This window comes from Pseudomonas sp. RSB 5.4 (genome assembly GCF_037126175.1).
Lineage (GTDB): Bacteria > Pseudomonadota > Gammaproteobacteria > Pseudomonadales > Pseudomonadaceae > Aquipseudomonas > Aquipseudomonas fluorescens_H.
This window is the reverse complement of the sequence record NZ_CP146986.1, coordinates 345,764-359,616: the sequence shown is the minus strand read 5'-3', so window position 1 is coordinate 359,616 and position 13,853 is coordinate 345,764. Positions and strand designations below refer to the sequence as shown.

11 protein-coding genes and 1 pseudogene are annotated in these 13,853 nt (G+C 61.2%); 6 read left to right on the top strand and 6 right to left on the bottom strand.

What is annotated here, in order from left to right; genetic code table 11:
• Positions 1-51: 51 nt before the first annotated feature.
• Positions 52-141: pseudogene (locus V9L13_RS01655) on the top strand (DUF4381 domain-containing protein); the annotation flags it as partial.
• A 17-nt stretch (positions 142-158) separates the two neighbouring features.
• Here the strand turns inward: V9L13_RS01655 and prpF are convergent.
• The 5 genes from prpF to V9L13_RS01630 all read right to left on the bottom strand — a co-directional run bounded on the left by prpF (position 159) and on the right by V9L13_RS01630 (position 7,089).
• Positions 159-1,349 carry a 2-methylaconitate cis-trans isomerase PrpF gene (prpF, locus tag V9L13_RS01650; RefSeq protein WP_338801264.1) on the bottom strand — a complete coding sequence of 397 codons (1,191 nt, stop codon included), beginning with the start codon at positions 1,347-1,349 and terminating at the stop codon, positions 159-161.
• A 53-nt stretch (positions 1,350-1,402) separates the two neighbouring features.
• Positions 1,403-3,997 (bottom strand): Fe/S-dependent 2-methylisocitrate dehydratase AcnD, encoded by a 2,595-nt coding sequence (gene acnD / locus V9L13_RS01645; RefSeq protein WP_338801263.1) that lies wholly within the window; start codon positions 3,995-3,997, stop codon positions 1,403-1,405.
• Positions 3,998-4,203: 206 nt separating this feature from the next.
• Complete coding sequence (gene prpC, locus V9L13_RS01640) at positions 4,204-5,331, bottom strand: 2-methylcitrate synthase (RefSeq protein ID WP_003223270.1); 1,128 nt, start codon at positions 5,329-5,331, stop codon at positions 4,204-4,206.
• Between the two features lie 148 nt (positions 5,332-5,479).
• Positions 5,480-6,370: a methylisocitrate lyase gene (prpB, locus tag V9L13_RS01635; protein ID WP_338801262.1), complete on the bottom strand. Its 891-nt coding sequence runs from the start codon at positions 6,368-6,370 to the stop codon at positions 5,480-5,482.
• Positions 6,367-7,089 carry a GntR family transcriptional regulator gene (locus tag V9L13_RS01630; RefSeq protein ID WP_174377155.1) on the bottom strand — a complete coding sequence of 241 codons (723 nt, stop codon included), beginning with the start codon at positions 7,087-7,089 and terminating at the stop codon, positions 6,367-6,369. Before V9L13_RS01630 ends, prpB begins: the two co-directional genes overlap by 4 nt.
• 289 nt (positions 7,090-7,378) lie before the next feature.
• On the opposite strand from V9L13_RS01630, the gene V9L13_RS01625 reads away from it, so the two are divergent.
• The 4 genes from V9L13_RS01625 (at position 7,379) to pabB (ending at position 12,041) form a co-directional block, all read left to right on the top strand.
• Positions 7,379-7,915 carry an ATP-dependent zinc protease gene (locus V9L13_RS01625; protein ID WP_103484623.1) on the top strand — a complete coding sequence of 179 codons (537 nt, stop codon included), beginning with the start codon at positions 7,379-7,381 and terminating at the stop codon, positions 7,913-7,915.
• Between the two features lie 5 nt (positions 7,916-7,920).
• On the top strand, positions 7,921-9,456 hold the full coding sequence (locus tag V9L13_RS01620) for an inactive transglutaminase family protein (protein WP_003223266.1): 1,536 nt from the start codon (positions 7,921-7,923) through the stop codon (positions 9,454-9,456).
• Positions 9,456-10,442 (top strand): alpha-L-glutamate ligase-like protein, encoded by a 987-nt coding sequence (locus tag V9L13_RS01615; RefSeq protein ID WP_338801261.1) that lies wholly within the window; start codon positions 9,456-9,458, stop codon positions 10,440-10,442. The genes V9L13_RS01620 and V9L13_RS01615 overlap by 1 nt, the downstream gene beginning before the upstream one ends.
• Positions 10,443-10,697: 255 nt before the next feature.
• Positions 10,698-12,041 (top strand): aminodeoxychorismate synthase component I, encoded by a 1,344-nt coding sequence (gene pabB, locus V9L13_RS01610; RefSeq protein WP_338801260.1) that lies wholly within the window; start codon positions 10,698-10,700, stop codon positions 12,039-12,041.
• Positions 12,042-12,149: 108 nt separating this feature from the next.
• On the opposite strand, the gene thrH is transcribed toward pabB, so the two are convergent.
• Entirely contained in the window at positions 12,150-12,767 is a 618-nt protein-coding gene (gene thrH / locus V9L13_RS01605; RefSeq protein WP_338801259.1) for a bifunctional phosphoserine phosphatase/homoserine phosphotransferase ThrH, read from the bottom strand.
• A 163-nt stretch (positions 12,768-12,930) separates the two neighbouring features.
• Between thrH and V9L13_RS01600 the strand changes: the two genes are divergently transcribed.
• Positions 12,931-13,665: a phosphoadenylyl-sulfate reductase gene (locus V9L13_RS01600; protein WP_338801258.1), complete on the top strand. Its 735-nt coding sequence runs from the start codon at positions 12,931-12,933 to the stop codon at positions 13,663-13,665.
• Positions 13,666-13,853 lie beyond the last annotated feature (188 nt).

The following is a 13,853-nucleotide window of genomic DNA, read 5'->3' as shown; positions in this document are numbered from 1 at the left end:
CGCAGCCTGCGGCAGCTCCTACAGGGAGATGTCAGGTTGCAATGATCCACTGTGGGAGCGGGCTTGCTCGCGAAGGCGTCTTGTCAGTCGACATCTCTGTTGCCTGATACGCCGCTTTCGCGAGCAAGCCCGCTCCCACAGTTCTGTTCGGTGTTGGGTCAGAAGGCGTCGCCGGGGATGCGTACGTAGCCTTCCATGAGGACGCGTGCACTGCGGCTCATGATGGCTTTTTTCACCACCCACTCACCGTTTTCCAGGCTGGCCTCGGCGCCTACGCGCAGCGTCCCGGACGGATGGCCGAAGCGCACCGCGTTGCGTTCGACACCGCCCGCCGCGAGATTCACCAGAGTCCCGGAGATCGCTGCCGCCGTGCCGATTGCCACCGCCGCCGTGCCCATCATCGCGTGGTGCAATTTGCCCATCGACAATGCGCGCACCAGCAGATCCACATCACCGGCGGCAATCGCCTTGCCGCTGGACGCCACGTAATCCGCAGGCCTGGCGACGAACGCGACTTTCGGCGTGTGCTGTCGCTTGGCCGCTTCGTCCAGATTCGAAATAAGCCCCATGCGCAATGCACCGTAGGCGCGGATGGTTTCGAACATCTGCAGCGCTTTCGGATCGCCGTTGATCGCGCTCTGAAGCTCGGTGCCGGTGTAGCCGATGTCTGCGGCGTTGACGAAAATCGTCGGAATCCCGGCGTTGATCATGGTCGCCTTGAACGTGCCGACACCCGGCACTTCCAGCTCGTCGATCAGGTTACCGGTGGGGAACATCGAACCGCCGCCGCCCTCTTCTTCCGCTGCCGGATCCATGAACTCCAGTTGCACTTCGGCGGCCGGAAAGGTCACGCCGTCGAGCTCGAAATCACCGGTTTCCTGCACTTCGCCGTTGCTGATCGGCACGTGGGCGATGATGGTCTTGCCGATGTTGGCCTGCCATACGCGCACCACCGCCACACCGTTGTGCGGAATGCGGCCGGCATCCACCAGACCGTTGCTGATGGCGAACGAACCGACCGCCGCCGAGAGGTTGCCGCAATTGCCGCTCCAGTCCACGAACGGCTTGTCGATGGAGACCTGACCGAACAGGTAATCGACGTCGTGATCGGCCCTGCTGCTTTTCGACAGGATCACGGTTTTGCTGGTGCTCGAAGTGGCACCGCCCATGCCGTCGATCTGTTTGTCGTAGGGGTCGGGGCTGCCGATTACCCGCAGCAGCAAGGCATCGCGGGCCGGACCGGGAATCTGCGCGGCTTCGGGCAGATCCTTGAGGCTGAAGAACACGCCTTTGCTGGTGCCGCCGCGCATGTAGGTGGCGGGGATTTTGATTTGTGGTGCGTGAGCCATGATGCTCCTTACCGAAGGCATGGGCGTGAAACCCCATGCCTACATCAGTTGATTTAAACGGCAACCGCCGACTCTTCGAGGAAGTCCTGGGCGAAGCGCTGCAACACGCCGCCGGCCTCGTAGATCGACACTTCTTCAGCGGTATCCAGGCGGCAGGTCACCGGCACTTCAACGCGCTCGCCGTTCTTGCGGTGGATCACCAGCGTCAGGTCGGCGCGCGGGGTGCGGGCGCCGATCACGTCGTAGGTTTCGCTGCCGTCGATGGCCAGCGTGTGACGGTCGGTGCCCGGTTTGAACTCCAGCGGCAACACGCCCATGCCCACCAGATTGGTGCGGTGGATACGCTCGAAACCTTCGGCGACGATCGCTTCGACACCCGCCAGCCGCACGCCCTTCGCCGCCCAGTCGCGGGACGAACCCTGACCGTAATCGGCGCCGGCAATGATGATCAGCGGCTGCTTGCGTTCCATGTAGGTTTCGATGGCTTCCCACATGCGCATCACCTTGCCTTCCGGCTCGACCCGCGCCAGCGAACCCTGTTTGACCTTGCCGTTTTCCTGGACCATTTCGTTGAACAGTTTCGGGTTGGCGAAGGTGGCGCGCTGCGCGGTCAAGTGGTCGCCACGGTGCGTGGCATACGAGTTGAAGTCTTCTTCCGGCAGACCCATTTTCGCCAGATATTCACCGGCGGCGCTGTGGAGCATGATCGCGTTCGAGGGCGACAGGTGATCGGTGGTGATGTTGTCCGGGAGCACCGCCAGCGGGCGCATGCCCTTGAGCGGCCGCGCGCCGGCCAGCGCACCTTCCCAGTACGGCGGACGGCGGATGTAGGTACTCATCTCGCGCCAGTCGTACAGCGGCGTGACTTTCGGGCCAGTGTCTTCGTGGACGGCGAACATCGGGATGTAGACCTGACGGAACTGCTCCGGCTTCACCGACGACTTCACCACCGCATCGATTTCTTCATCGCTCGGCCAGATGTCCTTCAGGCGGATTTCCTTGCCGTCGACCACGCCCAGCACATCCTTTTCGATGTCGAAACGAATGGTCCCGGCAATGGCGTAAGCGACCACCAGCGGCGGCGACGCGAGGAATGCCTGCTTGGCGTAGGGGTGGATGCGGCCGTCGAAGTTGCGGTTGCCGGAAAGCACGGCAGTCGCATACAGATCGCGGTCGATGATCTCTTGCTGAATCACCGGATCGAGGGCGCCGGACATGCCGTTGCAGGTGGTGCAGGCAAACGCGACGACACCGAAACCAAGTTGCTCCAGCTCGGTGGTCAGCCCCGCTTCATCGAGGTACAGCGCCACGGTTTTCGAACCCGGTGCCAGCGAGGATTTGACCCACGGCTTGCGGGTCAGGCCGAGCTTGTTGGCGTTGCGCGCCAGCAGGCCGGCGGCGATCACGTTGCGCGGGTTGCTGGTGTTGGTGCAACTGGTGATGGCAGCGATGATCACCGCGCCGTCGGGCATTTGCCCCGGCACGTCATCCCACTGCCCGGAGATGCCTTTGGCCGCCAGATCCGCCACCGCCACACGAGCGTGCGGGTTGCTCGGGCCGGCCATGTTGCGCACCACCGACGACAGATCGAAACTCAGGCCACGCTCGTATTGCGCGCCTTTCAGGCTGTCAGCCCACAGGCCGTTGAGTCTGGCGTACTGCTCGACGAGCTGCACTTGCTGGTCTTCGCGACCGGTGAGTTTCAGGTAGTCGATGGTCTGCTGGTCGATGTAGAACATCGCTGCGGTGGCACCGTATTCCGGGGCCATGTTGGAGATGGTCGCGCGGTCACCGAGGGTTAGCGCCGAGGCGCCTTCGCCGAAGAACTCCAGCCAGGCGCCGACGACTTTCTGTTTGCGCAGATATTCGGTCAGCGCCAGTACCATGTCGGTGGCGGTGATGCCCGGTTGCAGCTTGCCGGTCAGTTCGACGCCGACGCTTTCCGGCAGGCGCATCCACGAGGCGCGGCCGAGCATCACGCTCTCGGCTTCGAGGCCGCCAACGCCGATGGCGATCACGCCCAACGCATCGACGTGCGGGGTGTGGCTGTCGGTGCCGACGCAGGTGTCGGGGAATGCCACGCCGTCGCGTACCTGAATCACCGGAGACATCTTCTCCAGGTTGATCTGGTGCATGATGCCGTTGCCTGGCGGGATCACGTCGACGTTCTTGAAGGCTTTTTTGGTCCAGTTGATGAAGTGGAAACGGTCTTCGTTACGGCGGTCTTCGATGGCGCGGTTCTTCTCAAAGGCCTGCTTGTCGAAACCGCCCGCTTCTACCGCCAGCGAGTGGTCGACGATCAGTTGCGTCGGCACCACCGGGTTGACCTGCGCCGGGTCACCGCCCTGCAGGGCGATTGCGTCGCGCAGGCCGGCGAGATCGACCAGCGCGGTCTGGCCGAGAATGTCGTGGCACACCACGCGCGCCGGGAACCACGGGAAGTCGAGGTCGCGCTTGCGCTCGATCAGCTGTTTCAGCGAATCGGTGAGCGTGGCCGGGTCGCAGCGACGCACAAGGTTTTCCGCCAGCACGCGTGAGGTGTACGGCAGGGTGTCGTAGCTGCCGGGCTGAATCGCCTCGACCGCCGCACGGACGTCGAAATAATCCAGGGAACTGCCGGGCAGGTTTTTGCGGAATTCTGTGTTCATCGGGTCAGGACTCGGGTCACGGTAGTTTCAAAGGGTGGGGCCGACACCGGCACTGAAGTGGACTCGGTCAACTGTGGGAGGGGGCTTGCTCCCGAAGGCGGAGTGTCATTCAACGGATTTGTCGACTGATACACCGCATTCGCGAGCAAGCCCGCTCCCACATTGGTTCCCGGTTTATCCAGTTACCCGGGTGGCAGGTCCACCATTCAGCGACGTTCGATTGGCACGAACTTGCGCTGCTCAACGCCGATGTACTCGGCGCTTGGACGGATGATGCGGTTGTTGGCGCGCTGTTCAAACACGTGCGCGGCCCAGCCGGTCAGGCGCGAGCAGACGAAGATCGGCGTGAACAGCTTGGTCGGGATGCCCATGAAGTGGTACGCCGAGGCATGGTAGAAGTCGGCATTCGGGAATAGTTTTTTCTGCTCCCACATGGTCTTGTCGATGGCTTCGGAAACCGGAAACAGCACCTTGTCACCGACTTCGTCAGCGAGCTTTTTCGACCAGCCCTTGATCACCTCGTTGCGCGGATCGCTGTCCTTATAGATCGCGTGGCCGAAGCCCATGATCTTGTCCTTGCGCTCGAGCATGCCGAGGGTGCCTTTGATCGCCTCTTCCGGCGAAGAGAAGCGCTCGATCATTTCCATCGCCGCTTCGTTGGCGCCGCCATGCAGCGGGCCACGCAGCGAGCCGATCGCTGCGGTGACGCAGGAATACAGATCCGACAGGGTCGATGCACAAACCCGTGCGGTGAAGGTCGAGGCGTTGAATTCGTGCTCGGCGTAAAGAATCAGCGACACGTTCATCACTTTGACGTGCAGTTCGCTCGGCTTCTTGTCGTGCAGCAGGTGCAGGAAGTGGCCGCCAATCGTAGGTTCGTCGCTGACGCAGTTGATGCGCTTGCCGTCGTGGCTGAAGCGATACCAGTAGCACATGATCGCCGGAAATGCGGCCAGCAGACGGTCAGTCTTGTCGCGCTGTTCGGAGAAGTCTTTCTCCGGCTCGAGGTTGCCGAGGAACGAGCAACCGGTGCGCATCACGTCCATCGGATGGGCGTCGGCGGGGATGCGTTCCAGGACTTCTTTCAGTGCTTGCGGCAGGTCGCGCAGCTTGCTCAGCTTTTGCTGGTAGGCGTCGAGTTGTGCCTGGGTCGGCAGCTCGCCGTACAGCAGCAGGTAAGCCACTTCTTCGAACTGCGCGTCTGCTGCCAGTTCACGCACGTCGTAGCCGCGATAGGTCAGCCCGGCACCGGCCTGGCCCACGGTGGACAGTGCGGTTTGCCCGGCAACCTGGCCCCGGAGCCCGGCGCCACTGAGTACTTTTGCTTCGGCCATTGCTGTCTCCAATCTTGAATTTGTTAGGGAATCTGCAATTACGGTGTTGTTGGCAAAAGATCGCAGCCTCGTTGCACTCGACAGCTCCTACAGGGGAATGCGGTTCATGTAGGAGCTGCCGAAGGCTGCGATCTTTTGATCTTCGCCTTTATTTTCTAGCGGCAAACAACGCATCGAGCTTCTGCTCGAAGGTGTGGTAGTCGATGCGATCGTAAAGCTCCATGCGCGTCTGCATGGTGTCGATGACATTCTGCTGGGTGCCGTCGCGACGGATCGCGGTGTAGACGTTTTCCGCGGCCTTGTTCATCGCGCGGAACGCCGACAGCGGGTACAGCACCAGCGACACGTCGGCGCCGGCCAGTTGCTCGGTGGTGTACAGCGGCGTCGAGCCGAACTCGGTGATGTTGGCGAGGATCGGCGCCTTCACCCGGTTGGCGAACAGCTTGTACATCTCAAGTTCAGTGATGGCTTCCGGGAAGATCATGTCGGCGCCGGCCTCGATGCACGCGGCGGCGCGATCCAGTGCCGATTCCAGACCTTCAACCGCCAGCGCGTCAGTCCGCGCCATGATCACGAAGCTGTCATCGGTGCGGGCATCGACCGCGGCTTTGATGCGGTCGACCATTTCCTGCTGGGTGACGATTTCCTTGTTCGGACGGTGGCCGCAGCGCTTGGCGCCGACCTGGTCTTCGATGTGAATCGCCGCGGCGCCGAACTTGATCATCGACTTCACAGTGCGCGCCACGTTGAATGCCGAGGCGCCGAAACCGGTGTCGACGTCCACCAGCAGCGGCAAGTCGCAGACGTCGGTGATGCGCCGCACGTCGGTCAGCACGTCATCCAGGCCGGTGATGCCCAGGTCCGGCACGCCGAGCGAGCCTGCGGCCACCCCGCCACCGGACAGGTAGATCGCCTTGAACCCGGCGCGCTTGGCCAGCAGCGCGTGGTTGGCGTTGATCGCGCCGACCACCTGCAATGGATGCTCGCTGGCGACCGCATCGCGGAAACGCTGGCCTGGAGTGTTCTGCTTGGAACTCATGACTCACCTCGTTCAGTGGCTGTCTTATTGTCGGCGCCGTCCTGGTAATGACGGGCGATGTTGCGTTTCGAGGCGCCGATGTGACGGCGCATCAACAATTCCGCGAGTTCGCCGTCACGGTCGGCGATGGCATCGAGAATCCGGTGGTGTTCGGCGAAGGCCTGACGCGGCCGGTTCGGCGTGGTGGAAAACTGGATGCGGTACATGCGCACCAGTTGGTACAGCTCGCCGCAGAGCATCTGGGTCAAGGTGCGATTGCCGCTGCCCTGGATGATTCGGTAGTGAAAGTCGAAATCGCCTTCCTGCTGGTAGTAGCCGACACCGGCCTGGAACGCGGCGTCGCGCTCGTGGGTTTCCAGCACCCGGCGCAATTCGTCGATGTCTTCGACGCTCATGCGCTCGGCCGCCAGCCGACAGGCCATGCCTTCAAGGGATTCGCGAATTTCGTAGAGCTCAAGCAATTCGGCGTGACTGAGCGACACCACCCGCGCGCCGACATGCGGTACGCGCACCAGCAGACGCTGGCCTTCGAGTCGGTGGATGGCTTCGCGTAGCGGTCCGCGACTGATGCCGTAGGTGCGCGCCAGCTCGGGCTCGGAGATCTTGCTGCCCGGGGCGATCTCGCCTTTGACGATGGCCGCCTGGATGCGCCGGAAGACGTTTTCCGAGAGCGTCTCGGAATCGTCGCCGCTGATGACCGGGGGATCGAGTTGATCCAGCATATTGTCGACACCTTTAAATCCAATGCGGCAAAAACTAGCCAATTCGCCCACATCAGTCAAAGGATAAATACGCATTGTCGACAATCGTCTAATAAACCTCCTTGACTACCCCAAGGGTTATAGACCGGTGCGGGCGCTGGCGCCATAAAACCACCGTGCTAGAATGCCGCCCGCATTTGCTGGCCTTTTGTACGGCTTGTCATAAAAAGCTGATAGGCACACGAAGGAGCTTGCGCAGTTTTGCCAGGAACCTGAACCGAAAACGGAACGCTGCGCACCAGGATTTATGAGACTCAAGCCCTTCCCCACATTTTTTGCGCTGTTTTGCCTGCCCGGCCTCGCCACGGCGGGGGAAAAAACCGTGTACGGCCTCAACGAATATGCAGCGCTTGATGGCATCAATCTGGAAGTCGCGGCCAAACTCGACACCGGCGCCAAGACCGCCTCGCTGAGTGCCCGCGACATCAAACGCTTCAAACGTAACGGCGAGTCCTGGGTGCGCTTCTACCTGGCGATCGACGCTGCGCATTCGCACCCGATCGAGCGGCCGCTGGCCCGGGTCAGCAAGATCAAGCGCCGCGCCGGCGACTACGACCCGGAAGAAGGCAAGCAATACACGGCCCGCCCGGTGATCGAACTGGATATCTGCATGGGCACGGCGCTGCGCAGCATCGAAGTGAACCTGACCGACCGTAGTGCGTTCCAATACCCGCTTTTGATCGGCTCCGAAGCGCTGAAACGCTTCGATGCGCTGGTCGACCCCAGTCTTAAATACGCTGCCGGCAAACCCGCCTGCACCATCGCCGCTCATACCGCCGAGTAATTTCCATGCGTTCTCTAACCTTCCACCTGAAAATCCTGATCACCATTCTGGTGCTCCTGGGCGTTTCGGTTACGGCCTATCAGATTTTCGTGCTCGGCATTCCGGTGACCGAAGACGCCACCGACGACCTGTGGAACATCGACGCCAAAGTCGAGTTCGTCGCCAGTACCAAGGACCCGGTGAAGGTGCAGATGTTCGTGCCACCGCTGAGCCGCGATTACGTCAGCCTCAACGAAAGCTTTATCTCCAATAATTACGGCGTGGCGGTCAACCGCGTCGACGGCAACCGCAAGGTCACCTGGTCGGCGCGCCGGGCCAAGGGCAACCAGACCCTTTATTACCGTCTGGTGCTGACCAAGCGCTACACCGCAGAAAAATCCAAGATCAAAGGCCCGACCTTCCGCGACAGCATCGCCATCGAAGGCCCGGAAAAAATCGCCGCCGAAGCCTTGCTCGCGCCGATTCGCCAACACTCGGCCGACGTCGAAACCTTCATTGGCGAGGCGATCAAACGCGTCAACAACGCCAACGATGACAACGTCAAACTGCTGCTGGCCGGCGACCCGTCGACCGCGCATAAAGCGAAAATCGTCGAGCTGCTGCTGTCCATCGCTCATGTGCCGGTGGAAAAAGTCCACACCATCCGCCTCGTCGCCGATCAACCGCAAACCCCGGAACTGTGGCTGCGCAGCTTCAACGGCAACGACTGGCTGTACTTCAACCCGGAAACCGGCGAGCAAGGCCTGCCGACCGACCGCCTGCTGTGGTGGACCGGTGATGAAAACCTGATCACCATCGAGGGCGCGAAGAAAGCCAACGTGACCTTCAGCCTGAACAACAGCGAGATGAACGCGATTCGTCTGGCCAAGCTGACCGACGAAAACACCGACGCCAACTTCCTCGAATACTCGCTGTATGGCCTGCCGCTGCAGACCCAGCAGACTTTCATGATCATGGTGATGATCCCGATCGGCGTGCTGGTGATCCTGATCCTGCGTAACCTGATCGGCCTGCAGACCCTCGGCACGTTCACCCCGGTGCTGATCGCCCTGGCCTTCCGCGAAACGCAATTGGGCTTCGGCATCCTGCTGTTTACCGTGATCACCGCGCTGGGCCTGTCATTACGCTCGTACCTGGAACACCTGAAGCTGCAAATGCTGCCGCGTCTGTCGGTGGTGTTGACCTTCGTGGTGGTGCTGATCGCAGCGATCAGTCTGTTCAGCCACAAGCTCGGTCTGGAGCGCGGTCTGTCGGTGGCGCTGTTCCCGATGGTGATTCTGACCATGACCATCGAACGCCTGTCGATCACCTGGGAAGAACGCGGCGCCAGCCATGCCATGAAAGTGGCGATTGGCACCCTGTTCGCCGCCTCGCTGGCGCACCTGATCATGACCGTGCCGGAGCTGGTGTACTTCGTGTTCACTTTCCCGGCGATCCTGCTGATTCTGGTGGGTTTCATGCTGGCGATGGGTCGCTATCGCGGTTATCGCCTGACCGAACTCGTGCGTTTCAAGGCTTTCCTGAAGAAGGCTGACGCCTGATGTTCGGTTTCTGGAAGACCTGGAAGGCGCTGGAAGCCCGAGGCATCATGGGCATCAATCGGCGTAACGCCGACTACGTGCTCAAGTACAACAAGCGCAGTCTGTACCCGATCGTCGATGACAAGATCATCACCAAGGAGCGCGCCATCGCTGCCGGCATTCACGTGCCGGAGCTGTACGGTGTGATCTCCACGGAAAAGGAAATCGACAAGCTCGACGCGATCATCGGCAGCCACAACGACTTCGTGATCAAGCCGGCCCAGGGCGCCGGCGGTGACGGCATCATCGTCATCGCCGACCGCTTCGAGGGCCGCTATCGCACGGTCTCGGGCAAGATCCTCGCCCACGAAGAACTTGAGCACCACATCTCGAGCATCCTCACCGGCCTGTATTCGCTGGGCGGTCACCGCGACCGCGCACTGATCGAATACCGGGTGACCCCGGACCAGATCTTCAAGAGCATCAGCTACGAAGGCGTGCCGGACATCCGCATCATCGTGCTGATGGGCTACCCGGTGATGGCCATGCTGCGCCTGCCGACCCGCCAGTCCGGCGGCAAGGCCAACCTGCACCAGGGCGCCATCGGTGTCGGTGTCGATCTGGCCACCGGCCTGACCCTGCGCGGTACCTGGCTGAACAACATCATCAACAAACATCCCGACACCACCAACGCGGTGGACGGCGTGCAACTGCCCTACTGGGACGGTTTCATGAAACTCGCCGCCGGCTGTTATGAGCTGTGCGGGCTGGGTTACATCGGCGTGGACATGGTACTGGACCAGGAAAAAGGCCCGCTGATTCTCGAGCTGAATGCACGACCGGGGCTGAATATCCAGATTGCCAACGATTGCGGGCTGACCCAGCGTACGCACGCGGTCGAGGCGCATCTGGAGGCGCTGAAGGCGCAAGGGGTGACCGAGTCGGTTGAAGAGCGAGTGGCGTTTACTCAGGAAATGTTTGGGCATATTCCGGCGGTCGAGGGCTGAAGCTGAAAAGCTGAAGAGCCCCTCACCCTAGCCCTCTCCCGGAGGGAGAGGGGACTGACCGTGTTGGATGCTCGAAGTACATCGACCTGCAAGTTCGAGTCGAACTCAGAACTTGAAAAGCATGAAGATCCGCCCCCTTTCCCCCTCGCCCCCTTGGGGGAGAGGGCTGGGGTGAGGGGGTAGCTTTTGATTTTGATCTGGCAGCCGAGAGGACTACAATCCCCACCCCGCCTCGATGGCCGATCTGCCCCGCCCATGTTGACCTGTTCCGTACACCCGCTGCCCTACCGCGCCAACCCCGCCGACTACTTCGCGGCTATCCGCCATGCGCCCGGCGCCGTGCTGCTCGACAGCGGCCGGCCGAGCGCCGACCGTGGCCGTTATGACCTGCTCAGCGCTTGGCCGCTGGAACAACTGGCGGTGTTGCCCGACGAAAGCGGCAGCCTGTTCCTGCAACGCCTGCGGGATAATCTGAGCCGTCTGGGCGAAGCGCAATTGCCTGCGGAATATCAACTGCCGTTCGCCGGCGGCCTGATCGGCTATCTGAGCTACGACTTCGGTCGGCATCTGGAACACCTGCCGAGCCAGGCTCGGGATGATCTGCAATTGCCCGACGCGCGGTTCGGTCTGTACGACTGGGCGCTGATCAGCGATCACCAGACCGCCACCAGCCAACTGGTGTTTCACCCGTCACTGGCCGCCAGCGAACGGCAACGGCTGATCGCGCTGTTCAGCCAGCCGACCTCAGCGACGCTGACGCCGTTCAAGCTGAACACGCCGATGACCGCCGACCTGTCGGCCGATGACTATCGCCAGGCGCTGGAACGCATTCATCACTACATTCAGGCCGGCGACTGCTATCAGGTCAACTTCGCCCAGCGTTTCCGTGCGCCGTGTCAAGGCGACCCGTGGCTGGCCTATTGCGCGTTGCGCGAGGCCTGCCCGACGCCGTTTTCCGGCTTCCAGAGCCTGCCAGACGGCGACGCGGTGTTGAGTTTGTCGCCGGAGCGTTTCGTCAAAGTCAGCCAACGACAAGTGGAAACCCGCCCGATCAAGGGCACCCGCCCGCGTGGCCTGACGCCCGCCGAAGACGCGGCCAACGCCGCCGAACTGCTGGCCAGCCCCAAGGATCGCGCGGAAAACCTGATGATCGTCGATCTGCTGCGCAACGACCTCGGCCGCACCTGCCGCATCGGCTCGGTGCGGGTGCCGGAGCTGTTCAGTCTGGAAAGCTATCCGAATGTGCATCACTTGGTCAGCAGCGTGACCGGTGAACTGGCCGAGGATCGCGACGCACTGGACCTGATCGCCGGCAGCTTCCCCGGTGGCTCGATCACTGGCGCACCGAAGATTCGCGCGATGCAGATCATCGATGAACTGGAACCGACCCGGCGCGGGTTGTATTGCGGCTCGTTACTTTATCTGGACGTGCGCGGCGAGATGGACAGCTCCATCGCGATTCGCAGTCTGTTGGTCAAGGATGGGCAGGTGTGCTGCTGGGGTGGCGGAGGGATTGTCGCCGATTCGGACTGGCAGGCGGAGTATCAGGAGTCGATTACCAAGGTCAAAGTTCTGCTCGACACCCTGCAAAACCTCTGAATGACACAACCCCCGTAGGAGCTGCCGCAGGCTGCGATCTTTTGATCTTGATCTAAAAAAACAGGATCAAAAGATCGCAGCCTTCGGCAGCTCCTACAGTGATGGGGTTTACAGGGACAGGTTGCGGTTCGAGGCCTTGAGGAACTCCTGCTTTAACTCGGTAAAGGTGTGTACGGCGGGAAACTGCGGGAACTCGCGAATCACGTTGTCCGGCGCATGGAACAGAATCCCCGCATCCGCCTCGCCCAGCATGCTCGTATCGTTATACGAATCGCCCGCCGCAATCACTCGGTAATACAGGCTCTTGAACGCCAGCACCGACTGACGCTTGGGATCTTTCTGACGCAATTGATAGCTGGTGACCCGGCCGCTGTCATCAGTGATCAGGCGATGGCAAAGCAAGGTCGGGAAGCCCAGCTGACGCATCAGCGGCTGGGAAAATTCGTAGAAAGTGTCCGAGAGAATCACCACCTGGAAGCGCTCGCGCAGCCAGTCAACGAATTCCACCGCGCCGTCCAGCGGCTTGAGGGTGGCGATCACTTCCTGAATGTCCGAGAGCTTCAGGCCATGCTCGTCGAGGATGCGCAGACGCTGCTTCATCAACACGTCGTAATCGGGAATGTCCCGGGTGGTGGCCTTGAGGGATTCGATTCCGGTTTTTTCGGCAAAGGCGATCCAGATTTCCGGTACCAGTACCCCTTCAAGATCCAGGCAAGCAATTTCCACAAGACACTCCCGTTTGTAGTGATTATTGAGTCGAGCGAGCCCGAACTCTAGCGACTCCCCCGCGACCACGCAACGCAGCAGGCACACTCTACCCCGCCGCTTTTTGTTAACATCGCCGCCATATAGAGCGCCCAGCGCCACCGACCTGTAGGAAGCCGCCCTGATGAGCCCAACGTTCGATGTCGTGGAACTCGCCACGACCTATGCCAACAAATCCGCCCAGGACATCCTGAAACTCGCCTTCGCCGAGTTCGGTGACGAGTTGTGGATATCTTTCAGTGGCGCCGAGGATGTGGTGCTGGTGGACATGGCCTGGAAGCTGAACAAGAACGTCAAGGTGTTCAGCCTCGACACCGGCCGCCTGCACCCGGAGACCTACCGTTTCATCGATCAGGTGCGTGAGCACTACAAGATCGATATCGAACTGGTGTCGCCGGACTACACAAAGCTGGAACCGTTCGTGAAGGAAAAAGGCCTGTTCAGTTTCTATAAAGATGGCCATGGCGAATGCTGCGGCATCCGCAAGATCGAACCGCTGCGGCGCAAACTGTCCGGCGTCAAAGCCTGGGCCACCGGCCAGCGCCGCGACCAGAGCCCGGGCACCCGCAGCGCGGTGGCGGTGATGGAAATCGACACCGCGTTCTCCACTGCCGAGCGCACCCTGTACAAGTTCAACCCGCTGGCACAGATGACCAGCGGAGAGATTTGGGGCTACATCCGCATGCTTGAGCTCCCGTACAACAGCCTGCATGAACGCGGCTTCATCAGCATCGGTTGCGAACCGTGCACTCGTCCGGTCCTGCCAAACCAGCATGAGCGCGAAGGCCGCTGGTGGTGGGAAGAGGCGACGCAGAAAGAATGCGGGCTGCATGCGGGGAATATCATCAGCAAGGCGTAAATCTCCGCCCCAATGATGCCCCCCTGTGGGAGCGGGCTTGCTCGCGAAAGCGGTCTGTCAGCCACCGGATTTGTTGACTGGTAAAACGCCTTCGCGAGCAAGCCCGCTCCCACATTTGCTTTGTGGTGCCATGAAAAAATGTGTACACACGAATGTCACCATCGGTGCCATTTATGTGTGCACTTTTT